Origin of the sequence: Rothia amarae (assembly GCF_014705945.2) — a bacterium.
In the GTDB taxonomy this organism is placed as follows: domain Bacteria; phylum Actinomycetota; class Actinomycetes; order Actinomycetales; family Micrococcaceae; genus Rothia; species Rothia amarae.
On the sequence record NZ_CP061538.1, the window covers coordinates 1,779,724 to 1,806,076 of the forward strand.

At 56.7% G+C, this 26,353-nt stretch carries 22 protein-coding genes and 3 pseudogenes; 10 read left to right on the forward strand and 15 right to left on the reverse strand.

Features of this window, described 5'->3' with window-relative positions; all coding sequences use genetic code 11:
- Positions 1–26: 26 nt before the first annotated feature.
- From IDM48_RS08370 to IDM48_RS08380, 3 genes are all read left to right on the forward strand, one after another.
- On the forward strand, positions 27–434 hold the full coding sequence (locus tag IDM48_RS08370) for an acyl-CoA carboxylase subunit epsilon (RefSeq protein ID WP_233126029.1): 408 nt from the start codon (positions 27–29) through the stop codon (positions 432–434).
- A 50-nt stretch (positions 435–484) separates the two neighbouring features.
- On the forward strand, positions 485–2,215 hold the full coding sequence (locus IDM48_RS08375; protein WP_190616918.1) for a DUF885 domain-containing protein: 1,731 nt from the start codon (positions 485–487) through the stop codon (positions 2,213–2,215).
- A 75-nt stretch (positions 2,216–2,290) separates the two neighbouring features.
- Entirely contained in the window at positions 2,291–3,328 is a 1,038-nt protein-coding gene (locus IDM48_RS08380; protein ID WP_190616920.1) for a Gfo/Idh/MocA family protein, read from the forward strand.
- A gap of 97 nt (positions 3,329–3,425) precedes the next feature.
- Here IDM48_RS08380 and IDM48_RS08385 read toward each other — a convergent pair whose 3' ends face one another.
- Positions 3,426–4,829 (reverse strand): dicarboxylate/amino acid:cation symporter, encoded by a 1,404-nt coding sequence (locus tag IDM48_RS08385; RefSeq protein WP_238397942.1) that lies wholly within the window; start codon positions 4,827–4,829, stop codon positions 3,426–3,428.
- 468 nt (positions 4,830–5,297) lie between these two features.
- Complete coding sequence (locus IDM48_RS08390) at positions 5,298–6,074, reverse strand: transposase family protein (RefSeq protein ID WP_190616923.1); 777 nt, start codon at positions 6,072–6,074, stop codon at positions 5,298–5,300.
- A 138-nt stretch (positions 6,075–6,212) separates the two neighbouring features.
- Here IDM48_RS08390 and IDM48_RS08395 point away from each other — a divergent pair.
- A pseudogene (locus IDM48_RS08395) lies at positions 6,213–7,207 on the forward strand (YeiH family protein).
- Here IDM48_RS08395 and IDM48_RS08405 read toward each other — a convergent pair.
- From IDM48_RS08405 to IDM48_RS08420, 4 genes are all read right to left on the reverse strand, one after another.
- Positions 7,188–8,021 (reverse strand): transposase family protein, encoded by an 834-nt coding sequence (locus IDM48_RS08405; protein WP_190616925.1) that lies wholly within the window; start codon positions 8,019–8,021, stop codon positions 7,188–7,190. The pseudogene IDM48_RS08395 and the gene IDM48_RS08405 overlap by 20 nt on opposite strands.
- A 239-nt stretch (positions 8,022–8,260) precedes the next feature.
- Positions 8,261–8,497, reverse strand: a complete 237-nt coding sequence (locus IDM48_RS08410; RefSeq protein ID WP_068170523.1) for a helix-turn-helix domain-containing protein — start codon at positions 8,495–8,497, stop codon at positions 8,261–8,263.
- Positions 8,498–8,613: 116 nt separating this feature from the next.
- A complete protein-coding gene (locus IDM48_RS08415) occupies positions 8,614–9,210 on the reverse strand; it encodes a hypothetical protein (protein WP_145177611.1) in 597 nt (198 codons plus the stop codon).
- A gap of 325 nt (positions 9,211–9,535) precedes the next feature.
- Positions 9,536–11,734: a glycoside hydrolase domain-containing protein gene (locus IDM48_RS08420; RefSeq protein ID WP_151147867.1), complete on the reverse strand. Its 2,199-nt coding sequence runs from the start codon at positions 11,732–11,734 to the stop codon at positions 9,536–9,538.
- Positions 11,735–12,001: 267 nt separating this feature from the next.
- On the opposite strand from IDM48_RS08420, the gene cmtR reads away from it, so the two are divergent.
- Both cmtR and IDM48_RS08430 read left to right on the forward strand, forming a co-directional pair.
- Positions 12,002–12,361 carry a Cd(II)/Pb(II)-sensing metalloregulatory transcriptional regulator CmtR gene (gene cmtR, locus IDM48_RS08425; protein WP_190616927.1) on the forward strand — a complete coding sequence of 120 codons (360 nt, stop codon included), beginning with the start codon at positions 12,002–12,004 and terminating at the stop codon, positions 12,359–12,361.
- The gene (locus IDM48_RS08430; RefSeq protein WP_190616929.1) at positions 12,362–12,955 is read left to right on the forward strand and encodes a cadmium resistance transporter; all 594 of its coding nucleotides are present in this window, start codon (positions 12,362–12,364) and stop codon (positions 12,953–12,955) included.
- Between the two features lie 134 nt (positions 12,956–13,089).
- Here IDM48_RS08430 and IDM48_RS08435 read toward each other — a convergent pair whose 3' ends face one another.
- The 8 genes and pseudogenes from IDM48_RS08435 to IDM48_RS08465 all read right to left on the reverse strand — a co-directional run bounded on the left by IDM48_RS08435 (position 13,090) and on the right by IDM48_RS08465 (position 20,064).
- A complete protein-coding gene (locus tag IDM48_RS08435) occupies positions 13,090–13,398 on the reverse strand; it encodes a recombinase family protein (protein WP_238397943.1) in 309 nt (102 codons plus the stop codon).
- Positions 13,399–13,513: 115 nt separating this feature from the next.
- Positions 13,514–14,116, reverse strand: coding sequence for a recombinase family protein (locus tag IDM48_RS08440; RefSeq protein WP_145177614.1), 603 nt, complete (start codon positions 14,114–14,116; stop codon positions 13,514–13,516).
- Between the two features lie 303 nt (positions 14,117–14,419).
- A pseudogene (locus tag IDM48_RS11655) lies at positions 14,420–14,590 on the reverse strand (trehalase-like domain-containing protein); the annotation flags it as partial.
- 168 nt (positions 14,591–14,758) lie between these two features.
- A complete protein-coding gene (locus IDM48_RS08445; RefSeq protein WP_068170538.1) occupies positions 14,759–15,442 on the reverse strand; it encodes a DUF305 domain-containing protein in 684 nt (227 codons plus the stop codon).
- A gap of 48 nt (positions 15,443–15,490) precedes the next feature.
- A complete protein-coding gene (locus IDM48_RS08450) occupies positions 15,491–17,725 on the reverse strand; it encodes a copper-translocating P-type ATPase (RefSeq protein WP_068170542.1) in 2,235 nt (744 codons plus the stop codon).
- A gap of 51 nt (positions 17,726–17,776) precedes the next feature.
- Positions 17,777–18,103 carry a heavy-metal-associated domain-containing protein gene (locus tag IDM48_RS08455; RefSeq protein ID WP_068170546.1) on the reverse strand — a complete coding sequence of 109 codons (327 nt, stop codon included), beginning with the start codon at positions 18,101–18,103 and terminating at the stop codon, positions 17,777–17,779.
- 114 nt (positions 18,104–18,217) lie between these two features.
- Entirely contained in the window at positions 18,218–19,345 is a 1,128-nt protein-coding gene (locus tag IDM48_RS08460; RefSeq protein ID WP_068170549.1) for a sensor histidine kinase, read from the reverse strand.
- A complete protein-coding gene (locus IDM48_RS08465; protein WP_141669382.1) occupies positions 19,342–20,064 on the reverse strand; it encodes a response regulator transcription factor in 723 nt (240 codons plus the stop codon). The genes IDM48_RS08460 and IDM48_RS08465 overlap by 4 nt, the downstream gene beginning before the upstream one ends.
- Before the next feature lie 405 nt (positions 20,065–20,469).
- Here IDM48_RS08465 and IDM48_RS08470 point away from each other — a divergent pair, with 405 nt between their 5' ends.
- Positions 20,470–21,045: a CueP family metal-binding protein gene (locus IDM48_RS08470; protein WP_068170555.1), complete on the forward strand. Its 576-nt coding sequence runs from the start codon at positions 20,470–20,472 to the stop codon at positions 21,043–21,045.
- A 71-nt stretch (positions 21,046–21,116) separates the two neighbouring features.
- Complete coding sequence (locus IDM48_RS08475; protein ID WP_190616930.1) at positions 21,117–22,610, forward strand: multicopper oxidase family protein; 1,494 nt, start codon at positions 21,117–21,119, stop codon at positions 22,608–22,610.
- A 421-nt stretch (positions 22,611–23,031) separates the two neighbouring features.
- Here the strand turns inward: IDM48_RS08475 and IDM48_RS08480 are convergent.
- Positions 23,032–23,738: pseudogene (locus tag IDM48_RS08480) on the reverse strand (IS6 family transposase).
- A 30-nt stretch (positions 23,739–23,768) separates the two neighbouring features.
- On the opposite strand from IDM48_RS08480, the gene IDM48_RS08485 reads away from it, so the two are divergent.
- A protein-coding gene (locus IDM48_RS08485; protein WP_145177647.1) for an IS3 family transposase occupies positions 23,769–25,003 on the forward strand; the annotation gives its coding sequence in 2 pieces (ribosomal slippage) (positions 23,769–24,093 and positions 24,093–25,003; 1,236 coding nt in all).
- Between the two features lie 35 nt (positions 25,004–25,038).
- Entirely contained in the window at positions 25,039–26,184 is a 1,146-nt protein-coding gene (locus tag IDM48_RS08490; RefSeq protein ID WP_238397944.1) for a glycerol-3-phosphate dehydrogenase/oxidase, read from the forward strand.
- Positions 26,185–26,353: the final 169 nt, after the last annotated feature.

Below are 26,353 nucleotides of genomic sequence, written 5' to 3' on the forward strand. Positions count from 1 at the left end.
TTTGAATCTTCTGTTGGAGTTTATCTGTGGCTAATTCAAGGTCTTTCCCCTACCTGCCGTTTGGCAATCGCGAGCGTACGAAAGCTGAAAAACTCAGTGGGGCGCCGCGGCACAAGGGTGAGCCCCAGCAGGGCATTTCAGATAAGAAGACTAGTGTTGATACTAGTGAAGTGGCTTTTTCGGGCATTGATGAAAGCCGCCCTTCTAACACTGCTCAGGACAACCAGCAGCCTTTTATTACCGTGCTCCAGGGGAATCCGACCGATGAAGAAATAGCGGCGCTCACCGCCGTTGTTTCTGCAATGGCTGCGCAGAATACTCACGATGAATATTCAGCATTAGCCCTGTGGCAACGCCAGCTCAACCGCGGTCAACGTCTGGGCGATCTGTTGCGTCCTGGCCCTGGCTCCTGGCGGCGCGCTCGTCCGATGTAGGGGCAAGCCCCTTTTGAATGAGGTGTGGTGCGAGTCATAGAATAATAGCTATGACAAAATTTTCAACTCTGCCTGCCATCTACCGTGAAGAACGAACCTCAACGGCTATTGATGCTATCGCCAACGAATTCTATGAAAAGCAATTAGAACTTGACCCTGAGTGGGCAACCCTTGCCGGACGAACCGGTAGGGAATCCGAATACGGTGATTATTCACCGGCGGGTCGCCTACAGCGCATCACTTTGATTCGCCAGACGCTGGAAAAATTGCGCCATGCAGCGCCGGTAGACGACGTCGATCGAGTGACTCTCGATGCCATGAACGAACGTCTGGGGCTTGAGGTAGAACTCTTTGAGGCGGGTCTGGGCGATTGGGAACTCAATAATATCGAGTCGCCCGTCCAAAATATTCGCGCGATATTTGATCAGATGAAGCGGGAGACTCCCCAGGATTGGAAGAATATCGCAGCACGCTTGCACAACGTCGATGGTGCAACAGCCGGTTTTATTCAGTCCCTTGATGCTGCACGAGAGAAGGGAAATATTTCCCCTCGCCGGCAGATTGATATTGTGCTCGAACAGATTTCTGCTTACACCACTGAGGGCGGGTTCTTTGATGAGGTAGCCGCTGAAGTTGCAGCAGCCGCTCCCGAACACGCGGATTTTGCCACAGAAGGCGCCACCCGTGCCAAAGCTGGCTATGAAGAACTCAGCACCTACTTGAAAGATACGTTGTACCCGCAAGCTGGTGAGCAAGACGCCGTGGGTGAAAAACGTTATTCGCTCTATTCTCGCCAGTTCCTAGGTTCGGTGGTTGACCTCGATGAAACATACCGCTGGGGCGTTGAAGAGCTCGACCGAATCATTGCCGAGCAGAAGGCGACGGCAGAGGAAATCAAGCCGGGTGCAACTATCGAAGAGGCGAAGAAAATTCTCGACGCTGACCCCGAACGTACATTGCACGGTACCGACGCCCTGCGCCAGTGGATGCAGACTCTCTCCGATAGCGCCGTTGAAGCCCTGGGCAGAAAGTACTTTGTGATTGAAGGAGCCATGCGCGAGCTGGAGTGCATGATTGCCCCTACCCAAGAAGGCGGCATCTACTACACCGCACCCTCCCCTGATTTTGAACGTCCCGGGCGTATGTGGTGGTCTGTTCCTGAGGGTGAAGATACCTTTGGTACCTGGCAGGAAACCTCCACCGTGTATCACGAAGGCGTGCCCGGGCATCATCTGCAATCGGCAGTCGCAGCCGCTATGGCTGAGACCATGAACCAGTGGCGTGCGAACGCAGTGTGGGTATCCGGTCATGGTGAAGGATGGGCGCTGTATGCCGAACGTCTGATGGAAGAACTCGGGTTCCTCTCCGATGCCGGCGACCGCATGGGCATGCTAGATGCTCAGCGCATGCGTGCGGCACGAGTCGTCTTTGATATTGGGCTGCACTGCGGCAAAGAAATTCCCTCCCGCTGGGTTGAAGAGCTGGGGCTTGAACCGGGGATTTGGGACGCCGATTCGGGCTTTGCTTTCTTGAAGGCAAACCTTGATCTTTCGCCGGGGCAGCTACGTTTTGAGTTCCTGCGCTACCTCGGCTGGCCCGGTCAAGCGCCGTCGTACAAGATCGGTCAGCGGATATGGGAGCAACTGCGCGATGAGGCTAGAGCTGCCGGCACCGCGGGGGAAGACGACCGTGATTTTCATACTCGCGCGCTGAAATTGGGTTCGATGGGATTGGATTCGCTCCGCAGGGCACTCTCCATGGATGCGCCAGGCGCAAACTAAGAATTTGCTGTGCCATCGAAAGAATCGATACCGAGATAGTTGCCTCCTTGTCCCCGCCCGGGTTTAGATAGGAGTATGCATTTCGGAATTATTTCAACAGGCCCCATCAGTGCGGAGTTTTCTCAAGCTATCAAGTTCACTGATGGGGCTGATATTTCCGCCGTTTTTAGTAGGAACGCTGAGTCCGCCCAGGCTTTTATTGACCAGCAGCAGTTGCAGGCAACCGCGTTCGATTCGGTGGAAGCGCTCTGCGCAAGCAACGACGTCGACGCCGTCTATATTGCATCCCCCAACTCATTGCATCTCTCGCATGCGCTGGTAGCTATCCAGGCGGGCAAGCACGTTGTGATTGAGAAGCCTGCGGTGTGGAATCCGGCTCAGTGGGATCAGGTCTGGGGAGCAGCCGAAAAGCATAAGGTTCTAGTTTTTGAGGCGGCTCGCCATATCTATGAACCTGCCCAGAAAATTGTTCGCGACTACCTGGTAGGCAAGAAACCTAAAACGGTTCGCCTGAATTTTTCGCAGTATTCTTCCCGTTGGGATGCCGTTGAAGCCGGTGAAGAGCCCAACATTTTCTCGCTGAAAACGGGCGGTGGCGCACTCGTTGACCTGGGTGTTTACCCTATCTACGACGCTATCTACTGGTTTGGTGAACCCGACGGCGTCCGCTACTTTCCAGCTCTAGCACCTACAGGGGTAGACGGCGCGGGAACTTTGGTGTTGGTCTACAAGGACTTCAACGTCATTATTACTATCGCTAAGAATGCTCATTCAGATGCGCCGTCGGAAATTCTGCTGGGTCGGGAAACTCTGCGACTTTCTTCCGTCCAGGGAATCGACCTGGTGACCGAATATACTGCCGGAGATGAGCAGGTCCTTTTTGATTCGAAGGCTACCCCAGGTTCCCGCCCGCTCTCGGAGCTGATGCGTTTTGAGGCAGAGTTTTTCTGCGACATGATTCAGGCACATCTTGAGGGAAACTTCGATGAGGCTCGAGTAAACCGCTACCGCTCGCTCACGTTGCTTTCCCGCTCTGTGAATGAGGTCTGCACGAATGCACGCTATACCGCGGGTATTTTCTTTGAGAACGAGACGTTGGAGATTTCTGGTTAATGTTCCACGAAGCAGTAAAGGACACTCATTTGAGTGTCCTTTACTGTTTTAAGGTGCCTGATGCCTTTTTACCTTATGAGGGATTCAGCTCAATCAGCTACGCAACTTTGCTTCCGATGAGCTTGGTTGAGTTTGCTGTCTCATCACCGAATGAATCGCCAGTTTCGGTAAACCCGTCATTGGTGCGGGGCGCGTTGTAGATGGATTCGTCCATGATGCCCTCTCGCTTAGCAACGATAGCAGCAACCAGAGCCTGCCCAGCTACGTTGAGCGCGGTGCGACCCATGTCGATAATCGGGTCAATCGCTAGGAGCAGACCGACGCCGTCCAGTGGCAAGCCCAAGGTGGAGAGGGTCAGGGTGAGCATGACGGTTGCACCGGTAGTTCCAGCGGTAGCCGCAGAGCCGAGAACGGACACCATCATAATGAGCAGGTAGTGCGTGAAGTTAAGGTCAACCCCGTAGAACTGCGCCACGAAAATAGCCGCCAGTGCCGGGTAGACCGAAGCGCAACCGTCCATTTTTGAGGTAGCTCCCAGCGGGATGACGAACGAGGCATAGGAGCGGGGCACACCGAGGTTCCGTTCGGTGATGGACTGGGTCAGCGGCATCGTACCCATAGACGAGCGTGACACAAAGCCCATTTGGATGGCGGGCCAAGCGCCGGTGAGGTACTGCTTGACCGATAGACCATTCACCTTGATGAGAATCGGGTAGACCACGAACATGACCAGCAGTAGCCCCACGTAGAGCGCCACCACGAATTTGGCGAGTGCGCCCATGGACGTCCAGCCGTAGGCGTAGACCGCGCGCCCAATCAAGCCGACGGTGCCCAGGGGCGCCAGGCGAATAATCCACCAAAGAATTTTCTGGACAATTTCCAGCACAGAATTCACCACGGTGAGGAAGGGCTGGGCGGCGGGGCCAACCTTGAGTGCAGCGACGCCTACGACGCCGGAGATGACCAGCATTTGCAGAACGTTGAAGGATGCCGAGCCGGTGAGCGCACCGGAGTCTGATTCGCTAATGTTTACGCCCAGTCCGAGGAAGTTCACGGGAATAAGGCCGGTGAGGAAGGCGAGCCAACTCCCCTGTTTGCCTTCGTAGCTAGGCGGAGTGGCTAGTCCGGTGTTTGCGCCGGGTTGTACGATGATGCCCAGCGCAATGCCGATAAGTACGGCGATAAATGCGGTGATCGCAAACCAAAGCAGGGTTTGTGTTGCGAGCCGAGCGGCGTTGGTGACTTTGGAGAGGTTGGCGATGGAGCTGACCACCGCGGTGAAGATGAGCGGAACGATGGCTGCTTTGAGGAGGGTGACGTAGCTGGAACCGATGGTGTCCAAGGTGGTCATGAGCCAGTTGGGGTTCTCTTGGGCGTCGCCGCCCATCCAGGTGGCAATGAGACCGAGGACGACGCCGACGACGAGCGCGGCAATGATTTGATTGCCGAAGGAGGTCATCCAAGCAGGAAAACGTGGAGTGTGAGTTCGGGGAGTAGACATGTCTACAAGGTACGCCTTGATGACTGCGGCACGGTAGCTTTCATGACAAAATATTACTTTACGAGTGAAAGTATTTTGGGGCACAAACAGAGGGGTGGGGTGCGGTAATGTTTTTTGCATCGAGCTTGAAGATGTCTAACCCTCTGCGGCCATGAGCAGTAACAACGAAACCTGTTACCCATTCAAAAACCAGCGCCCCCCTACCCAGTTATTAGTAGATAACCTACATTATGAAGCATAAATTATTCTGGTTATTGAAATCTAACACAGTTAATATTGAACTGCTCTTATCGCGTTGTATTCAGTAGGTTATAGCGATGAACGATGCCAGGATTACTCGCTCTATCAGGCTTATATATAAGGGTGAAACCCAACAACCCATCATCCATTAGGAAACAGCCGTGTCAGACAGGTCTTTTTACACTCAAATAAACCGCTTAGAAAAATAAAAGCGAGCATCATTGAGGCTTATTCAAAAGTCCTCCCAGCCGCATAAAACACCAGACCCCGCACCACCGAAAACACCTGCCGATACAAACTCAACGGCCGCCTAAACCCCGAATAAAGAACCCGCCAGGTCTTCACTTGAGCGATAACCCGCTCCACCACAGCCCGTAATCTATTGATAATGCGATTATTATCCTTGACACCCTGAGGCACTTTCACACCAGGCTTACGCCTGGTCGGGGTTGCTAACCCCAGGCCTATATAGCCCTTATCGGCCAGAGTCGAGGAATCCAGTAGCTGATCTAGCCCGTGAGCTCTGAAAGCATGAGCATCATGCCTTGCCCCGGGTAGCGGGTCAGTGATGACTAAGAGCCTGCCATCGAGGGTGCAGATGACTTGGTGGTTGAAACCGGTTCGTTTATGTTTGCCCGAAAAATTTGTTTTTCCTAGTGAACGCCAGTTCCAGGTGGGTACAAGAGTTCCATCGACAACCAAAGAACCTGGTACATCCAGGCTCATTTTCAAAGGCTGTTCTAGAGGTTTGAAGACCTTTGCAAGCGCCTTTTCGATAGTGTTGATGGTCCGTGAGATAGTAGGTTGCGAGACGGTGAAGATTTCAGCAAGTAGCTCTTCGGTGAGATTGTGTCGGTGGTAGAGCAGAGTGGTTTTGAGTGCCTGAGCTGGAGTGAGGGCTGGTGGTCTTCCTCCTGGTTTACCCCAGATGAGTTGGTTGGTCAGGGCTGTCAGTAGAGCGGCAAATTGCGTGGCGGTAAGGCCGGTTGTACGCTGGTGGTGCAACGGTTCTTCCTGGTGCGGTTTGAGAATATTTGTGGTTATTTATCCTCAAGGTTGCCGCTATGGTGGGGCCGTTGTTTAGTTGGTGGGGGTTGGGGTGTGTACCCCCTTATGAATAATCCTCAAAGGAGGAGTTAAAAAGTGAAGCCCTTAAAAAGCAAAGCCTTTATTTATGGTTTATTATTCACATTTATCATCGCAGTTATAAGTTTATTAGGCTCAAAGTTACCATTTTTAGATAAGATAGGTGCTTTAACAATTGCTATACTGATTGCGATTCTATATAGACATTTTAAGGGTTACCCTGAAGCATATCGTTCAGGAATCGCATTTTCGTCTAAACGTTTACTGAAATTAGCTATTATATTATATGGATTAAAGCTAAATATTTATGATGTAATTGGAAAAGGTAGCGATTTATTATTAATCGATATTGGAGTCATCCTTTTTAGTATCGGATTAATGTTATTACTAAATAAATATATTAAAGGAGATAAAAACCTCATCCTATTATTAGGTATTGGCACTGGGGTGTGTGGCGCGGCAGCTATTGCAGCAGTATCTCCAATATTAAAATCTAGAGAAAAAGATTCTGCGATTAGTATTGGTATTGTCGCACTTATTGGCACTATATTTTCGCTCGCATATACTGTAATATATTCTGTTTTTACAATATCTCCTGAAGTATTTGGGGTCTGGTCAGGTACAAGTTTACATGAAATTGCACATGTAATTCTTGCTTCGGGCTTCTCAGGTCAAGAGGCTTTGAGTATGGGACTGTTAGGAAAACTGGGACGTGTGTTTTTATTAATACCTCTGAGTATTATTTTAATCTTAATTATGAGAAAAAAATCGCATAGTGAGACTGAAAAAAACGTATTGATGTACCTTACTTTTTACTTGGTTTTGTCATAATGGCACTATTCCATACTTATGTATCCTTGCCACACATGGTTATGCAAATTATAGATAACATCACTACTATATGCTTATTAATGGCAATGGTTGCATTAGGGTTAAATGTTTCATTTAAAGACTTAAAAGATCGTGCTTTCAAACCATTAATAGTTGTCATTATTGTATCTATTTGTTTATCAACTGTGACATTTATTGTTGCTAAGTCCTTTTATGGTTAGAATATAAGTATAATAAAAAATTGATATAGAGAGGCTTATTCATAAGGGGTCCGAAGCCGCAAAAAAAATCAGCCTCCGCACCAGAAGAAAACACCCGCAAATAAACACCGAGCGGCCGACGGAAGCCCGTATGTAAAACCCGCCAAGTCTTCACCTGCGCAATCGTCCATTCAACCACCGAACGTAACCGATTGATCCTCCGATTATTCTCCTTCACCCTAGCCCTCATCCTTGCACCCGCTTTTCGTTTAGTCGGTGTGAGCAACCCCAGCCCGATGTACCCCTTATCTGCCAAAGTGGACTCACCCAAGAACCTCCCTAGCTGGTGAAAGCGAAAAGCATAAACATCATGCCTAGCCCCCGGCACCGGGTCGGTAATGGCTAGCAATCTCCCGTCTAAGGTACAGATGACTTGGTGATTGAAACCGGTTCTTCTGTGCTTACCTGAAAACAGTATTTGCCCTTGTGAAGACCAGTTCCAGATGGGAATTAACCTGCCGTCTACTACGAGTGAGCCAGGGACATTCTTGAGTGATTCAAGCTCGGGAACCTTCAACTCAGTCAGCTTCAATAAGGCACTTTCGATGCGGTTGATGATTCTAGAAACGGTGGCTTGCGAGAGATCAAAGATATCAGCTAAGAGGTCTTCGGTGATGTTGTGGCGTAGATAGATGAGGGTAATTTTCAGGGCTTGTGTCAGGCTGGTTTTGCGAGGTCTGGTGCCTGGTTGATTCCAGATAAGGTTCTTGTTCAGGGCTGTGGCGAGTGTGGCGAATTGTGCGCTAGTGAGCCCAGTTGTACGCTTGTTGTGCAACGGTTCTTCCGGTTTGGCTTGAGGTTATTTGTGATGATTTAACGCTCATTTTTGCCTTCGGTGGGACCGTTGTCTAGTTGGTGGCGGGTTCCTGGTTTTTACCCCTTATGAATAAGCCTCTTTATATAATGAATGAATAATAATTTAAATAGGTAGAGGAATTCCGCCCGTAATCATATAACTGGCCCCAATTCCTGCTGCAAAGAATTGACCATCGGAGAGAGGGTTTTCTTCAAAGCTTATTCAAGAGTGATGATGGTCCGAGAGATGGTCGGCGGGGAGGTGTTGAACAGTTCCGCAAGGAGCTCTTCGGTTATGTTATTCCGATGATAGAGCAGAGTCGCTTTCTGAGCTTGAGGCAGGGTGAGTGCTGTTGGGTTGCTGCCTGGCTTGCCCCAGGTGATGTGGTGGGTGAGGGCTGTGAGCAGCTTGGTAAATTGCTGGTGGATGAGGCCGGTTGTACGCTGGTGTGGCAATGGTCTTCTCTGGTTGGCTGAGTTTATTTAGTCGAAGATTTAACTCTCATTGTGCCACTGGTGGGGCCGATGTTTAGTTGGGGCCACCCTTTAGGAATAAGCCTCTGAGTTGGGAATTAATTAATTCTCACGTCTGCAAAGTTTCTCACCCTTACTTTTTCAGCAACTTCTAAAAACAGAGGGTCCTCAGGTGAGGCATTTATATAAAAGAGAGACTCATCTTTATTAGTCATATCCCCACCCCAAGAAACTATCCCTTCATAGTCTTTGAGTACTTCTTGAATTATCTTAATTTCATATGCAAAATAGGAGTCAATAGGCATAGAAGGTCGGATTTGAAGCGCAGTACCGGATGATAAATTAGAGTAAGGGGTTTGAATCGCCTCTTCGGTTTTAGCTTTCCATCCCGAAATTTCCCCGGGTTTAATATCTTTCACTCGGTAATGCATCTGACGCACCAAATCCGAAAGAATGATGTTCACATCCCCGATTCTCATCTCGCAACTGGAACTGATCCCTGAAATAACACATCTTTCAATGGATGAAACACCATCAGCTGGATTTTGCACGGGCCATCCATTGAGCGAAAATTCATAATTATCTTGATTTAACTGGCTCGCCTGAGCAGGGGGTTGAGAAGAAACAACTGGGCATATTGCAACAGTCAATGAACCCGCAATAAATTGTCTACGATCTAAATATTTAATAAACACTTGCAACACCTTTACAAATAAGAAAAATTGAGGGAGCTAGAAAAATTATATAAGCCAGTAGTTTTATGAATAAATTTCGATATATTTTATAAATTTTTCTATTGGCGATGTAAAAAACACTTACTGCCAAGAGGAGAGAGGGTAAGAAGAATACAAAAATATATAAAACAGGATTCTCTAACCTGTCGGACACATAGTAATTATTCAAAGGACCAATATATTCTATATAATACTGGACTAGTATAAAAGATGGAACAATGAGTAATAAGCTGGAAGCTATATTTCCTAATACCCAACCTAAAGAATATCTTATTTTCATTGCGAATTAGCCTCGGCAAAGAGTATTATAATTTTCCAGAACATCATAAACGCCTTTTACTTCTTTAGAGTACACTTCGGCCTTAGGTCCGACTCCGTTATAGCGTCCAATGAGCGCTTGAATATCCGCTGGCTTCATGGAGAGACTAGGTCTGGGAACACCAATATCGTTCGCATCCCAAAAATGCAAATATGCAGTACATTTAATATTAAAATCAATATCATCTTTTAATTTAAACCAAACAGTTCTTAAGTCTTTTACTGGATCGAACAAATTACCGTTTATTATTTTCTTAGATACACAATAATTCCACCCAGATATTGCTGAAGATGCAAAAATTTGTCCCCATCCGGTTGACGACTCACTTTTGGCACCCACGATGACTGCATCGTCAGCTGCGATATCAGTAGGATTCCACTTACGTGACTCCCAAAGAACCGGGGCTTGTATCAAGGCCTTTCTGATACCCAGCTCTCGAGCTAGATTTGTAATTAAAATATCCTTTGAGAGGATGCGGTTAAAGGCCATGGTGGTAGTCACTCCACCTAAAGTAGCCCAATCTCTGTCTGTCCAACCATCACCCCCAGTTTCAGGCACTCCAATGGATACTAGATATTTTTGTAAATCTTTTAGTAGCGCATCTTTATATAGTTTTTCGTTAAAGAAAACATCAAGTTTTGATGAAACAGAAGTTTGGTTATAGGTATTTTGCCCAATATCTCGACCTGAAGAGATATTCTTATCAATCTCAATCAAAGAGTCACCAGTTCCAACACTTACTGTATCAATCTGATCGAAAGCCCAGTTAGTGGGTAAAGGGTACCCTAAGTTACCGGAGAATCCACTTGACATATCACACACAAAGCTAGTCGAAGAGAGCCCTTCATCGAAAACTCGTTGGCAGACATTCCTGGCACCATATATGCCCACCTTGTAACCCGAACTTGAAAGAAGCGCATTATTGAGTGCTCGGAAATACGGAAGAACATTAGAGGTGACTTCACCGTCTAAAGCATCATAATCAACCGAGAAGTAGATTATCGTTCCATCTTTGAAACCAAACTTCTTAGCCCAGAAAGTTGCATCTTCAGCATCCTGAGCACCCTGAGCAGGGGTGAAATAGTCTACAGAGTTATTAAAGGTCTGATAGATGGGGAAACATCTCAAACCATTTGATGCAATCGTAGCGAGTTCCCCAGGTTGTATCTGCTTTTCTAAGAGATTCTTTGTAGAAGGATTATAGAGATAGCGCCCTACATATCTATACCCTGCCGCATATAAAGCTTTAGCTCTGGCATCAGTAATTTTAGTAACGCCATCACAAGCAGAACCTGCTCTGCTCTGATCTCCATAGGAAACAAGCAAAGAGCTCCATGTGGCAAAATCAGCCTTCCCTGTTGCTGGAAGCTTAGCGAATGTCTGGAACGCAGTAACAGCTGTTGAGACCTCTGCTGTAAAAGATCCAAACGCTACACTTCTTTTATTGAGAATCATCGCTGCTGTGAACAGCTGAGCCCAGATACCAGTGCTGCCCACTTGAAGTACGTGATTTTTCAGAGAACTCTGGGTACCAGGGCCAAAGACTCCATTCGCTACTCCATCAGCCATTCCAGCCTCATATTGAATGGCGAACAGCATGCATTGCGCTACGGTTCGGGAGTGATAGCCTTCTGCCGGAATGATTTGAAAATCTCTTCTTTTAACATATCGTCCATTCAACCACTGTTGAATTTGACGGATGGAAGGATTTCCTCCGGAGATTAAGACATAAGGGTCCATGTTAAGTAACCCTTTAAATACTTTAGGCTCTATTCCTGATCCTGGCAGAGCGCTGGAGACACCCATGTCCTTCTTTAATTGAGTCACTGAAGCTTGGACGGTGGGGTTATACGTCCCGTCGATTTTTCCTCCGTCGTAACCTTTGCAGTAAAGACCTGATTGGATAATTTTGAGGATATTTTCGGGGGTTTTTGTACTTGCATTGATAACGGGAAACTTTGTTTGCAAAGTAGAAAGGGTCGTTGGGCCGAAGCCGTCGGATAAATTTGTGATTCCTAGTTCGTGTTGTAGTGCTCTCGTGAGAGCGTACATGACGGTCCAGCTGGTGTTTCCGTTTTCTGGTACAGCTGCGATTCCGAGCGTAGCGCCCTTGTTATAGGTGGAATTGATGAATTGTTGTGCTTTTAGTACCATTAGGTCGCTCATTGAGCCTCCAGATTTTTAGATTGATTAGAGTTAACGATACGTGGTGTAGGTCGTATGCGAGCTGATCTGAGATGATTAGTAGTTTAAACTTGTCGCACGTTGTCTGGGGATCAAATATATTGTGCTGAATTCGTATAGAAACGTTTATCAAAAACGAACGATTTCGACACAGGCAGTACCGAAGGGCGCTGGTTTGCCACGCATCACCATCAAGCCGACGTTCGACCCTCGTTGCAACAGTTCAGCAGCTACTGTATAGTTCAGTGTATGCTGACTATTGCTTCGCGCTTGGACGTGATGAACCGATTGGGTCGAGCGATGGCCGATCCCACCCGATCCCGTATTCTCCTGACCCTGCTGGGCGGCCCGGCCTACCCGGCCGCTCTCGCCCGAGAGCTGGAACTGACGCGGTCAAATGTGTCGAACCACCTCACTTGCCTACGGGACTGCGGAATTGTGGTCGCCGACCCGGAGGGGCGAAAGACCCGATACGAGATCGTCGACGCCCATCTTGCCCAGGCGTTGAATTTACTGCTGGATACCACTCTGGCTGCCGACGAGAATGCTCCGTGCATTGACTCGGCATGTGACGTGCCCGGGTGCGCCACCGGAGAGGGGAACAGGTAAGTGGTAACTAGTCTCCTAGGGGCGGTTGGTCTGTTTATCGCCACCAATATCGACGACATCATCGTGCTCTCGCTGTTCTTCGCCCGTGGGGCCGGCCAAGCGGGGACCACACTTCGGATCCTGACCGGGCAGTACCTTGGTTTCGCGGGCATCCTCGCAGCCACGATTCTGGTCACCCTAGGGGCGGATGCCTTCCTGCCCACCGAGGCGATCCCCTACTTCGGGCTAATCCCCCTGGCCCTGGGACTGTGGGCGGCCTGGCAAGCCTGGCGGGGAGACGATGACGACGATGACGCGAAAGTCAGCGGAAAGAACGTAAGCGTCTTGACCGTCGCCGGGGTGACCTTTGCCAACGGTGGCGACAATATCGGCGTCTATGTCCCGGTTTTTCTCCACGTGAATACCGCCACCGTTATCATCTACTGCGTCGTCTTTCTGATCCTGGTGGCAGGCCTGGTCCTGTTGGCGAAGTTCGTGGCCACCCGTCCACCCATCGCGGAGGTTCTCGAACGCTGGGAGCATGTGTTGTTCCCGATCGTTTTGATCGGCCTGGGTATCTTCATCCTCGTCAGCGGCGGCGCCTTCGGCCTTTAATAAGCTCATCTCTTATGCTCCTAGGGCCTCTCTAGGTTTCCTCACCGGCATCAACTGAACCGTCTATGAAGTTGTGAAAGGCCGTTGCCGCAGGGACTCGACCACGCTAGGGAGACAGAAATTCTAAAACTGCCCTATTGGGGTGTACACGCTGCTACAGCTTGAGGAGCATCTGACCGGTCGAGTGTGTGGACGACAATGACATCGCCTTCACGGGCCTGATCCAGTGCCTTGTGCAGTCCGGGGCGGTTGGTGATGGATCCGGATTTCTTATCAACGTAAATGTATTTGCTGGCAATACCTTCCTGGCGCAGAGCGTCGATTTGTCGGTCAAGGTCCTGTTTCGCGGTCGACACCCGGGCGTAGCCAACCTTTTCGCCAGACACACCCTCGGGCTGTTCGGAAATATCTAGAGGCAGCGACACATCTGTTCGTTTATCCATAAACCCACCCTAGCGAACAGGCGTTTTTGTAGTTCACAATATGTTCGTTTGGGGTGTTGTCAGAGTCAAAAGTCGTTGGCACAGATTCCGAGAGTCATCCTGTCGCAATGCCCGGTTATGTGGACTTCGAGGGGTCCTTCTGCCGCGTAGGTAATACCCCAGTTTCTTTGCGCAGCGCCCGGTAGACGGTGGTGCGACTAACTCCCAGAATTTCGCCGATCTGAGCGACAGTCATGTCTTTTTGTTCGTAGAGTTTCCGTGCGGTGCGCAACTTATCCCCGGACAAGGAGGGCGGCCTGCCGCCGGTGCGGCCGCGAGCCCGGGCAGCCTCAAGCCCGGCGTTGATCCGCTCCCGGATCAGGTCACGCTCAAACTCTGCCAGTGAGGCGAAGATGTGGAAAATAAGTCGCCCGCCGGAGGAGGAAGTGTCGATGTTTTCCTGCAGCGACCGAAACTCCACTCCCCGCTCTTGGAGGCCGGCGAGTTGATCAATCAGATGCCTAATTGACCGGCCCAATCTATCCAGGCGCCAGACCACCAACGTGTCACCGGGGCGAAGTTGATCGAGCAACTTGTCGAGTTCAGGACGCGACTCCAACAATCCGGAGGCGGTGTCGGTGAAAATCCGGTAGCAGCCGGCCGCAGTGAGAGCGTCGTGTTGGAGTCGGGCGTCCTGGTCGCCGGTGGAGACCCGGGCGTAGCCGAAATCATGTCCCATACTCAAAAACGTATCAGAACCCGTGCGGAGGTCAGTGAATGGGCACATAGAATACGGCACTGTGTTGTGATACAAAAGTGTAACGCGCCCACCTTTACGTATGGGACTATTTCGGAAACCGGGTTTTTGTGTCAGAAACGAAGCTTAAACGGTCGTTTGTGACACATTGAGCGACGGTGCTCAAAAGTAGGCTCATGGAGCTAACTTTATGTGTCAAAAGTCTATTTCAATAATAGATTGATTCACAACCTATAAGACGCGGGCGGGTGAGGCTATGAGGAAAAGCCCGGCGGGACAACCCCCGGGCACATCTACTAGCCAGTGACCATCACGATGGTCGCCGAGAAGAGCGGAAAAGGCCGCCTGGGAGTCAAAGCGCGGCAGACACAACCAATCAATGCTGCCCTGCCGGCAGACCAGGGCGGCCGTGTGAGTATCGGACAATAATGCGTAGTCCTCCAAGGGTCTGGACACAGGAGCTTTCCCCTTTCCTCAGTGGTGCGACCAGAGGGAGAAGAAACATCCACCCCGGTGCACCCGCTGCGGTGACAACGACCCATCGCCCGCAGCAGGTGGCAATCGTCACGGTTATCCCTCTTTTTCAGATTCCAGTCCTCGGGATCAGAAAAAGACGGGCACCTGTCATAGGTCAGTGAGCATCTGCTGCATCTGAGCGATCTCGACCTCCTGGTCGTTGATAACTTGTTCGGCCAGGGTGATCGCATGGGGATTCTGGCCGTCAGCAACCTCGTCACGGGCCATGTCCACCGCACCTTCGTGGTGGGCGGTCATCTGCTCCAGGTAGAGGCGGGCAGCCTCGGTGCCCTGGGCTTCCTCAAGGGCTGTCATGTCCTCCTGGCTCATCATCCCGCTCATGCCACCCATCTCGCCGTGATCCATGCCACCCATCTCGCCGTGATCCATGCCCCCAGAGTCGGTGACCGGCTGCTGCCCCCAGGCCTCGAGCATGGCGTTCATCCGATCAATCTCCGGTCCCTGGGCGTCAATAACCCCCTGGGCAAACTCCACGACCTGGGCGGGGATACCCTCCTTGGCCAGGAGCATCTCACTCATCTCCACGGCCTGCTGGTGATGGGGGATCATCATCTGGGCAAACATGATGTCCGCGTCGTTGTGATCGGCGGAGATCTCCCCGTCCGCCTCAGTCGTCGCCGTGGTGGCCGAGGTCGTCTCAGGGGTAGTCGTCGCAGTGCTGGTGGCCGAGGTGGTGGCGTCGGTGTTGCCTGACTCGGTGGCCTCACCGCAGGCGGCCAGCGCCAGGGTGGAGGCCACGGCGAGAGTGGAAAGAACAAGGGTGCGCTTCATGGTGGAGCCTTTCAGGGTCATATGGGGGCAGTGGAGAGAAGTGGTGGATCAGTGGACGGCGGTGGATGCCGGAGTAGGCGTGGCGTGTTCCTCTTTCGACTCGGTCGGAGCCAGGTGAGCCGGGTCCAGATCAATGCGGCGTAACAGCTGGGCGTTCAGGGCCACCACGATGGTCGAGGCAGACATCAAGATCGCGCCCACGGCCGGGGACAGCACGAACCCGATCGAGGCAAGCATTCCGGCGGCCAACGGCACGGCGAGGATGTTGTAGCCAGAGGCCCAGATCAGGTTCTGGATCATCTTGCGGTAGCTGGCCTGGGACAGCTCAATCATCGACAGCACTGCCCGCGGGTCATCACTGGCTAGGACCACCCCGGCAGATTCCATGGCCACATCCGTGCCGGCACCGATGGCGATACCGACGTCCGCGCGGGTCAGAGCGGGGGCGTCATTGACACCGTCACCGACCATGGCCACGCTCAAACCCCGGTCCTGCAGCTGCGTGACCTTGGTGTCTTTGTCCTGGGGCAGGACCTCGGCGAAGACCTCATCAATGCCTAGGTCCTGACCGACGGCGTGGGCCACCTGCTGCGCGTCGCCGGTGATCATCGCGACCTTCACCCCGCGGTCCTGCAGGGCTTTCACGGCGGCGCGGGATTCGGGGCGGATCTTGTCCCCGACGGCCACCGCACCGATGATCTGACCGTCGCGGACAATATGGAGCACACCGGCCCCACGCTCGGTCCAGGCGCTGGTGGTGTCGGTGAGCTCGGCCGGGGTGGTGAGGTTGAACTCGCGCAGCATGTTCGGCCCGCCCACGAGGATCTCAGCGCCATCGACAGTGGCCCGGACCCCCCGGCCGGAGGCGGCGCTGAAACCAGTTGCACGGATTTGCCGACGGGAGGCCTCGGGATGGGCGGCCGCGGCCGCCACGATGGCGCGGGCCACGGGGTGCTCACTGTCGGCCTCCGCGGCGGCGGCCAGGGCCAGCAGCTCGCCCTCGGTGACGCCGACAGCTGCCGCGACACCGGTGACCGCGTGCGCACCCTCGGTCAGGGTGCCGGTTTTGTCGAAGAGCACCACGTCGATGGTGCGCATCCGCTCGAGCGCCATCCGGTCCTTGATGAGCACCCCGGATTTCGCGGCCCGCTCGCTGGAGATCGCAATGACCAGCGGAATCGCCAGGCCCAGGGCATGCGGGCAGGCGATGACCAGCACCGTGACCGTGCGCACCACGGCATCGTCCGGGCTGCCGATAATGGTCCACACCACCGCGGTGATCAGAGCGGAGATCAGCGCGAACCAGAACAACAACGCCGCCGCCCGATCCGCCAGGGCCTGGGCCCGGGAGGAGGACTCCTGGGCGTCAGCAACCATGCGTTGGATCCCAGCCAGGGCGGTGTCCCCGCCGGTAGCCTCCACCCGGATGCGGACGGTGTTGTCGGTGGCCACGGTACCGGCGACCACCTTGTCACCGGTGTCGCGGAAGACGGGACGGGATTCGCCGGTGATCATTGCCTCATCGAATTCGGCGGCTCCGTCGAGGATGATTCCGTCGGCCGGCACCCGGGCACCGGCCCTCACCAGCACGACGTCGTCGACGACCAGCTCGGAGATGGCCACGGTGCGGGTGGTCCCGTCGATGACTTTCTCGGCCTCATCCGGCAGCAGGGCAGCCAGCGCATCAAGCGCGGAGGACGCGGCCCCGAGAGCGGACATCTCCAGCCAGTGGCCCAGCAGCATGATGGTCACCAGCAGGGCCAGCTCCCACCAGAAGTCCAGCTCAAAACCGCCCAGCCCCAGAGTGGTGACCCAGGAGGCGACAAACGCCACGGTGATGGCCATGGCGATCAGGAGCATCATCCCGGGTTGGCGGGATTTCAGTTCTTTCCATCCGCCCTTGAGGAAAGGCGTTCCGCCGTAGACGAAGATAATCGTGCCCAGCACCGGGGGGATCCAGGTGGATCCGGGGAATGCCGGGAGGTGGTAGCCGAGCAGGTGGGCGACCATGGGGCTGAAAATAACGACGGGAATGGACAGAATCAGCGACCACCAGAAGCGGTCCCGAAACATTGCGGTGCTGTGTCCGGCGTGTTCGCCGTGACCATGAACGTGGTGGTCGTCGTCCAGGGCAGAGTGCGGGTGATCGTGGGGCATCGCCTGGCCGTGGGTGTCGGCATCTGCGTGGTGTTCGTGGCTGGCATGATCCGGGTGTTGGGTGTGGTCTGTTTCCGGAGCGGGGTGATCACCATGGTGATCACCGGAATGGTGGGGAGTGCTCATGACGTTCCTTTCGCTCAACCCGGTCGGGGTCGAGATGATGGGTAAAACTGATCAGGATAAGACGGTGTAGCCGGTCTCCTCGATAGCCCGGCGAACCATCTCCGGAGGTACGACACCGGTGACCGTGACGGTGGAAACACCACCAGCAGCGAGATCAACCTGGACGTCGTCGACCTGGGGAAGGGCCTGAAGGGCCTGGGTCACGCTTTTCGCGCAGTGCCCGCAGCTCAGGCCGGTGACCTGGTAGCTAGAGGAGGACCCTCCTGCTGACGAGTCGCTGGCGGCAGGGATGGAGGCGGTGTCGGCACGTGAGGCAGGTCCGCAACAGCTGCAGCCGTGGGAGGCCATCGGCAAGAGGCGGGGCGGGGAGGTGATCATGGGAAAGCTCCTACGGGTCGGTGGGATGCGGCGATGCTACTCTCTAGCATATACCCCAGGGGGGTATATTTGGAAGGGATGAAGGGCACGGCCCTCACGCGGGGCAGGGTGCGGTCACCGAGCAGCCTCCTCACTGTCGGGAGGGGACAGCGGGAGGCGGAGGGTAAACACCGCTCCGCGACCGGGTCCGGGGGAGGTGGCGGTGAGAGTGCCGCCGTGGGCCTCGATCAATGCCTTGGAGATGGTCAGACCGATCCCGGCCCCGCCGTTGTCCCGGCTGCGGGCGGCATCCCCCCGGTAGAAGCGTTCGAAGATGTGTCCAAGCTGGCCAGGTGGGATGCCCTCGCCGTCATCGGCAACGTGGATGAGCGCGGTGGACGCCCCCTGTCGGTGGACGCTGATCCGGACCTGCCCACCGGCCGGGGTGTGCCGTAGCGCGTTCGACAGGAGATTGCTCATCACCTGGCCGAAGCGTTGCCGGTCCACGAGCACCCGGGCGGTGTCCGTAATGGTCTCGACCTGTAAATCGACGCCTTTGTCAGCATAAGCTTCCCCCGCGGCAGCAGCGGCGGTATGGAGCAGATCCCCGAGCCCTTCCTCCGCCAGGTCCAAATCGATCCGGTGTTCCTGGGCCCGGGAGACATCGTCGATGTCTTCCATCAACCGGGTCAGGCGGGCGAGTTGATCAGCCATGATCGTGTGGATGGCATTATTCCAGTCCACAACCCCGTCCTGGAGACCATCGAGGTAGACCGTGAGCACCGATAAGGGGGTGCCCATTTCGTGGGCCAGATCAGAGAGCATCTGGCGGCGGACCTGTTCGATGTGTTCCAGCCGGTCGGCCATGGTGTTGAAGGCATGCGCCAGGGTGGTGACCTCGGGGCCTGCTTCTCCGGCGGGCACGCGGATACGGTAGTTGCCGGCCGTCAGGCTGGTAGCGGCGCGGGTGAGATCCTGCAGGGGGGTGCGCAGGCGACGCGATAACCACAGGCTGGCCAGCAGGGCGCTGATCAAGGCGGTAGGCAGGGCGACGGCCAGGGTGATCAGGTTGGCGTCCCGGTAGGCCTGCTCGGCATGGAACAGCTCCAGCGAGGGGTCCTCCTGGCCGGTCATCAACATATGATCATGGAACAGGGTCGGGCCCACCATCGTGGCCACGGCCGCGGCCACCAGCAGGCTAATCACCACGACCAACACCTGGGCGGCCAGGAAGCGGAAGGTCAGGCCGGGTCCGTGATTCATGGCTGCCCCACCCGGTAGCCCACGCCACGCACGGTGTCGATAAACCCCCGGCCCCGGGTGTCGGTGCCGAGCTTGCGACGCAAGTTGCCGATGTGGACATCGACGATGCGTTCATCACCGACCCAGGTGGTGTCCCAGACCTCGGTGACCAGGTCGTGGCGGGTCAGCACCTGGCCGGGGCGCAGAGCCAGGGCAAGCAGCAGCTCGAACTCCGTGCGGGTGAGCTCTACGGTCGTCTCCCCCACCCGCACCTGATGGGCGACGGGGTCAAGAATGAGGTCACCAACGATCAAGGGGGTGGTCACCTGCGGTGGGGTGGTGCTGGTGCGCGGGCGGCGCAGCACCGCATGCACCCGGGTCACCAGTTCCCGGATGCTAAAAGGTTTGGTGATGTAGTCATCCGCCCCCAGGGTCAAACCGCTGATCTTGTCGTCCTCGCTGCCACGCGCGGTGAGCATGAGGATGTAGCAGTCCGAGAAGGTGCGGATCCGTCGGCACACCTCCAGGCCGTCGAGTTCGGGTAGCCCCAGATCCAGCACCACAACATCGGGGGAAAAGTGACGGGCCTCGTCCAAGGCCTGGGTGCCGGTGTGCGCCTGGCGGGTATCGAAGCCGGCCCGGATGAGGTAGGAGGCCACCATCTGAGCCAGGGGTTGTTCATCATCGACGACCAGCACCCGCCCCGGGGGCGTGGCGGTGGTCGGTGTGTAGTCAGCCATAGACCCCAGTATCGCTCCGGCCAGGGGGGAATACCACCCTCGCTCAGTGCCCGGCGGGGAAATCTTCATCAAATCTTCAAACATCACCCTTCGACCGCCGTCACCCCTGTGCCCCACCCCGGGCCGGCGGCATCGCCTCCACTGGTCGGTTCAGCAGGCGCCACCAGGGATTTCACTGCCTGCACCGCATACCCGGGGCGGGTAGAAGGACATCGCCCACGGCTGTGGGGTGGTGACCCGGTGGTGACCCAGCCCACCGAATTCACCCCCTTTTCGCCCTGTCATAGTGCTGTGAGCAGGGTTTTTGGTTTCTAGTCCGTCAGGCACCCGTGTTAGATATAAGGTATGGCATCGACCTTGAGGCGGTGTCTTCTCACGGTCTTACCACGATCCAAGGAGATTGACGTGAAACGAGCAGCGATCGCAGCCGCCGCCCTTGCCCTCGCCCTCACGGGGTGTTCGGCCGCCGACCCGGAACCCACCGCCGACGGGACGGTGTCCCAGGATACATTCCTGACTACCCATGGCCTGGGCGCCATGGACGCGGTGGAGATCATTAATCACCTCGACCGGCAGAAGGTCACTGAGCGTCCCACAGATCTGATCGCCTCAGTGCGTGCCGATGAACTGCTGCCCTCGAGCGATGACCAGGAAGTCGTGGTCGATCTTCCCGACAATCAGACGTATGTCTCGATCGCACCCTATCTCACCTCCACCCACGACTGCTTCTACCACAGCCTCACGACCTGCCTGGGGGAACTCGACAATGAGGATATCCAGGTCACGATCACTGATGAGGCGACCGGTGAGGTGCTGGTGGACGAGGCGACAACCACCTTCGACAATGGGTTTATTGGCTTCTGGCTTCCTGATGATACCACCGGCCTGATTGAGGTCAGCTACCAGGGGCGTACCGGCACCACGGAGTTTTCCACCACCGACGACGGTGCCACCTGTGTCACAGACCTGCGCCTGACGTGATGGCTCAGCAGGGTCCTCACCTGCGCCTGTCTTCCGTATCACTGAAATCTTGCACCAAGAAAGGTTAAATCATGACAAACGCATCTTCCCGACGACAGTTTCTGCTCGGCGGGCTCGTCCTCGCCGGCACCGGGGCCCTGACCGCCTGCACCAGCAACCCTGGACCCGCTGCCTCGGCATCAGGTTCCTCCCTTCGCCCCACTCCCACCCCCACTGCGCTCGGTGAGCCGACGGTGCGCCGGACACTGACCGCCCGGCCCCTCTCCCTGGATATCGGCGGCATCGAAGCCAAGACGTGGGGGTACGTCTCTGACACCGGGGATGCGGCCATTGAGGCCACCGCCGGCGACGTCCTCCAGGTCGATATCACCAATGAACTGCCTGAGAGCACCTCTATCCACTGGCATGGCATCGCACTCCACAACGCAGCCGACGGTGTGCCCGGCATGACCCAGGACCCCATTGAACCTGGCGAGTCTTTCTCCTATGTTTTTGAAGTCCCCCACGGTGGCACCTACTTCTACCATTCCCACACCGGCCTGCAGCTTGATCGCGGCCTCCACGCCCCACTGATTATCCGTGACCCGCAAGACGCTGAGGACCAGGACGTCGAGTGGACCATCGTGCTCGACGACTGGGTCGATGGCATTCAGGGCACTCCCGACGATGAGCTCGACAAGCTCACCGGAATGGGTTCGGGCGACCATAACGGGGGGATGGAAATGGGCGACCATAACGGGGGGATGGAAATGGGAGACCACGGCACCCCGGACCGCGTACTGGGCGGGGATGCCGGCGATGTGATGTATCCGTACTACCTCATCAACGGACGTATCCCCCGTGCTCACCGGACCTTCGAGGCTCGCCCGGGCGACAAGGCCCGCCTGCGGTTTATCAACTCCGGCGGTGACACCATCTTCAAGGTGGCCCTCGGTGGTCACCGCATGACCGTCACCCACACCGACGGCTTCCCTGTCCAGCCCTGGGAGACCGAATCGATCTACCTGTCCATGGGCGAGCGTGTCGACGTCGAGGTCATCCTCGGCGACGGCGTCTTCCCGCTCACGGCTTTGGCGGTGGGTAAGGACGACCGCGCCTTCGCCGTCATCCGCACTGCCGGCGGCCAGGCCCCTCGCCCCGATGTCGACTTCCCCGAGCTGTCGTCCACCGGACTGCTTCTGTCCTCCCTGAAGCCAGCAGACCGTGCACTCCTGCCCGAGGGCACACCAGACCGAGAAGTCAGCATCGACCTGGGCGGGCAGATGATGCCGTATGAATGGAGCATTCTCACCGACGGCCAATCCTCCCCCGCGACCGTGCAGGAGGGCCAGCGCCTGCGGATGGTCATGCGCAACAGGACCATGATGCCCCATCCCATGCACATCCACGGCCACACGTGGGCGCTGCCCGGCAGCGGCGGGCTACGCAAGGACACCGTCCTTCTCCGCGGGGGTGAAACCATGATCGCCGACCTGATCGCTGAGAACCCCGGTGAGTGGGCATTTCACTGCCATAACGCCTATCACATGGAAACCGGGATGTTCAGCTCGCTTCGCTACAAGTAACCCCCACAGTAGGGTTGAGTGCCGAGGTGGGCAGAGTCGCTGCAGACCACCCACCGGGCAGCATGATGACCTTCCTCGGTGTTGTGGTCCTCCGGGACAACCAGAACACCGTCTTCTTCCCCACCGCCCGGCCGCGGTGTTCCTGAGGGAGGTCACCGCCGATGACATCCTTGATGTCGCCCTGCCGCTGGCCGAGGAGGCACCAGCATCATGACCGTTGATGTGATGGCGCAGTTGGCGATCGGCTAGCAGTTCGCCGACGCCGCGGCCACCGGGTCACTGATGATCGGCATCCTGGCTGCGGCAGCTGCAGGTCTGATCTCGTTCGCTTCCCCGTGCATCGGGTGCTGTTGCAAAGTTGGGCGGAGAGCAGTGAAGACTCAGTTTCTCATTCCCTGATCGCCGCTGCGTGTGGGCGTTCTCAGGCCGTCTCGAAGACCCGGTTGACGATCACCGCGTCCGGGTTCGGTTGCCCGTAGGCAAACATCGTGCCCTGACCTTTCCGCAATGAATCGCCTCCATCCCTTTCCACGTCCGATATGCAGATGTCCGGTTCTTAAACGCGCCTTTCGGCCCGAGGATCCGCTTCAGCCGACCATGGTCGCCTTCCAAGATATTGTTGAGGTATTTCACCTGCCGGTGTTCCACTGTTGGCGGGCAGATTCCCTCTGACTTCAACTCGGCGATTGCCTTGGCTAGGGAGGGTGCTTTATCGGTGTTGATCACTCTGGGATACCCGGCTGACGCATTGGACCTGAGGGCCTTGGCCAGGAAACGCTTCGCTGCGACCACGTTCCGCTTCGGAGAGAGGTAAAAGTCCAGGGTCTGGCCACCGGCGGTGCTCGCCCGATAGAGGTAGCACCACCTGCCGCCGACCCGGATATAGGTCTCATCCACCTGCCAGGAACTGGCCTGCCAGTCGGGTACCTGCCGGTACCACCGAGTGTGCTTGTCCAGCTCAGGGCCGTATTTCTGGACCCAGCGGTAGATCGTGGTGTGATTGACCGGCACGCCCCGCTCAGTCATCATTTTCTCTAGATCGCGGTAGCTCACCCCGTAGCGGCAGTATCACCGCACTGCCCACAGAGTGATGTCACGGGGGAAATGACGACCGGAGAAGATGCCCATGGCTGTGATTATTTCACGCCGGTCTTTCTACTGCCCCAACTTTGCAACAGCACCTACGAGTCCACCCCGGGCGCCACGGTCCGCGGCATCGCCGAGGATCTCGGCATCGTGCGCGGCACGCTGCGGCACTGGCTCGAGGTCTACGGGACCGGCAAGAAGACCGCCGCTGACGGGACATTGACCTCCAGCCCACTGCAGTCCAAGCCGTCGCCGACAAGCCCTACGGGTCCCGCCGGTGAGACGCCTGAGCAGAAGATCGCCCGGCTCGAGGCCCGGGTCAACGAGCTCGAGGTCGAGACGACGAAGCTGACCACCGAGCGGGAGATCCTCCAGCGGGCGGCCAAGTATTTCGCTGGGGAGACGGGCTGGTGAGTCGTTTCCAGTTCGTCGCCGGCAACTCCGCCACCTTCGAGGTGAAGCGACTGTGTGAGCTCGTCGAGATCGAGCGCTCGTCCTACTACGCCTGGCTCAAGGCTGCCCCGGCCCGAGAAGCCAGGGCAGCTGACGACGCGGCGCTGGCAGAGCGGATCAGGGCTGTCCATGCCGAGGACAACACCCAGGGTGCGCCACGGATCACCGCCGAGCTCAACGACAGCGCGCCTGCCGGTGAGCGGGTAAACCACAAGCGCGTCGCCAGGGTGATGCGGCTGCAAGGAATCCGGGGCTATGTGAAGAAGCGGCGGGTGCGGACCACGATCCCCGAACCGTCTGGCCAGAAGTACCCCGACTTGCTCAAGCGCGACTTCACCGCCCCGGCACCAGGGCTGCGCTACGTCGGCGACATCACCTATCTGCCGATCGCCGACGGCACGAACCTCTACCTGGCGACCGTGATCGACTGCTACAGCCGTCGGCTTGTCGGGTGGGCCATCGCTGACCACATGCGTACCGAGCTCGTCGAGGACGCGTTGAAGGCCGCCGCCGCAACCCGGGGCACCCTCAAGGGCAGCGTATTTCACAGCGACCACGGGTCGGTCTACTGCTCGAAGGACTACGCCAAGCTCTGTCGCAAGCTCGGCGTCACCCAGTCCATGGGCGCCGTCGGGTCCAGCGCGGACAACGCATTGGCCGAGTCGTTCAACGCCACCATGAAGCGCGAGGTTCTCCAAGACGCCGCCTGCTGGAGCAACGAACTGGTCTGCCGCCGGCAGGTCTTCAGGTGGCTCGTCCGCTACAACACCAAGCGACGCCATTCGTGGTGCCGCTACGTCCCGCCGGTCCTCTACGAGACCGGCAACACCGCTACGCTGCCGACGGCTGCGTAATCACACCCCGTGTCCAAGATCCGGGGGTAGGGCCCTTGCGCGGTGCCGTCTACTACACCGACGGTCAGCTCGAGGACGACGCCCGCCTCGTGATCGCGCTGGCCCGCACCGCCGCGGCGCACGGCGCGGACGTCCTCACCCGGTGCGCCGCGACCGACCTGCGTGAGGACCGACTCACCCTCACGGACGAGACGACGGGCGAGAGCGTCGAGGCTCGGGGCACGGTCGTCTCGGCGACCGGCGTGTGGGCCGGTGAACACGACCCGTCGTTGCGGATCTCGCCGAGCCGCGGATCCCACCTGGTCGTGCGGGCCGAGGCGCTCGGGTGTCCCAGCGCCGTGTTCACCGCGCCGGTGCCGGGTCACTTCGGCCGGTTCGTGTTCGCTCTGCCACAGAGCGACGGCCTCGTGCTCGTCGGCCTCACCGACGACGCCGCTCCCGGGGTCGACGGCATCGCTCCGCCGGTGCCGGAATCCGACGAGGACTTCCTCCTCGCCACGATCAACCGCGCGCTGGAGCGCCCCCTGACCAGGCAGGACGTGGTGGGCCGGTTCGCCGGGCTGCGGCCGTTGGTGCTGCCGACTCCGTCGGGCGGGTCGACGGGAGGGACGAAGAGGCGGATCGGGAGGCACGGGTTCGGGGAGAGGCGCGAGCACGGCGCGTCGGGGGATCTGTCGGAGGGCGCGGAGCGCCCACTCGTCGAGGCGGGCGCGACCGCCGACGTGTCCCGACGGCACCTGCTCATCGACGAACCTGGCCGGCCCCTGACGATCGCCGGGGGCAAGCTCACGACCTATCGCACGATGGCCGAGGACGCCGTGGACGCCGCCTGCCGTCGTCTCGGGACGGACCGGGAGTGCCGGACGAGGATGCTCCCGCTCGTGGGCGCGGCGCCGCGGGAGGTGCTGGCCCGTCTCGAGGAACCGACCCGTCTCGTGCGCCGTTACGGCACCGAGGCCGGTCGTGTCGCGGAGTTGGGCCGTCGGTACCCCCGGTTCGCGGGCCCCGTCGCCGAGGGCGTCGCCTACACCGTTGCGGAGATGCTCTTCGGCGTGCTGGCGGAGGGCGCCCTCACGGTGGAGGACCTCGTCGAACGCCGCACCCGCACCTCCTTCGTCGAGTCCGCCGTCCCCGCCGCCCGCGAGGTCGCCGCCCAGGTCCTGGAACTCGCGACCACCTGACCCCCGCCCCCCGGATGACGTCATGCGGGGTGAGGAAGGGGGCAGGGGGGCCATCGACACGGCTGAGCGCGTCGAGCGCGTGCTCGCCCTCGTGAGGTCCGAGGGCGCGGACGGCCCCAGAGCCACGGCGTTCCAAGTCGAGAGGCCCCCTCCCGGGTTGGGAGGGGGC

Coding starts and splice junctions, on each gene's coding strand:
- IDM48_RS08455 (WP_068170546.1), bottom strand. CDS start 18,103: ATGATCACCTCCCCGCCCCGCCTCTTGCCGATGGCCTCCCACGGCTGC.
- IDM48_RS08475 (WP_190616930.1), top strand. CDS start 21,117: ATGACAAACGCATCTTCCCGACGACAGTTTCTGCTCGGCGGGCTCGTC.
- IDM48_RS08450 (WP_068170542.1), bottom strand. CDS start 17,725: ATGAGCACTCCCCACCATTCCGGTGATCACCATGGTGATCACCCCGCT.
- IDM48_RS08385 (WP_238397942.1), bottom strand. CDS start 4,829: ATGTCTACTCCCCGAACTCACACTCCACGTTTTCCTGCTTGGATGACC.
- IDM48_RS08440 (WP_145177614.1), bottom strand. CDS start 14,116: ATGGGACATGATTTCGGCTACGCCCGGGTCTCCACCGGCGACCAGGAC.
- IDM48_RS08380 (WP_190616920.1), top strand. CDS start 2,291: ATGCATTTCGGAATTATTTCAACAGGCCCCATCAGTGCGGAGTTTTCT.
- IDM48_RS08375 (WP_190616918.1), top strand. CDS start 485: ATGACAAAATTTTCAACTCTGCCTGCCATCTACCGTGAAGAACGAACC.
- IDM48_RS08435 (WP_238397943.1), bottom strand. CDS start 13,398: ATGGATAAACGAACAGATGTGTCGCTGCCTCTAGATATTTCCGAACAG.
- IDM48_RS08460 (WP_068170549.1), bottom strand. CDS start 19,345: ATGAATCACGGACCCGGCCTGACCTTCCGCTTCCTGGCCGCCCAGGTG.
- IDM48_RS08420 (WP_151147867.1), bottom strand. CDS start 11,734: ATGAGCGACCTAATGGTACTAAAAGCACAACAATTCATCAATTCCACC.
- IDM48_RS08465 (WP_141669382.1), bottom strand. CDS start 20,064: ATGGCTGACTACACACCGACCACCGCCACGCCCCCGGGGCGGGTGCTG.
- IDM48_RS08445 (WP_068170538.1), bottom strand. CDS start 15,442: ATGAAGCGCACCCTTGTTCTTTCCACTCTCGCCGTGGCCTCCACCCTG.
- cmtR (WP_190616927.1), top strand. CDS start 12,002: ATGCTGACTATTGCTTCGCGCTTGGACGTGATGAACCGATTGGGTCGA.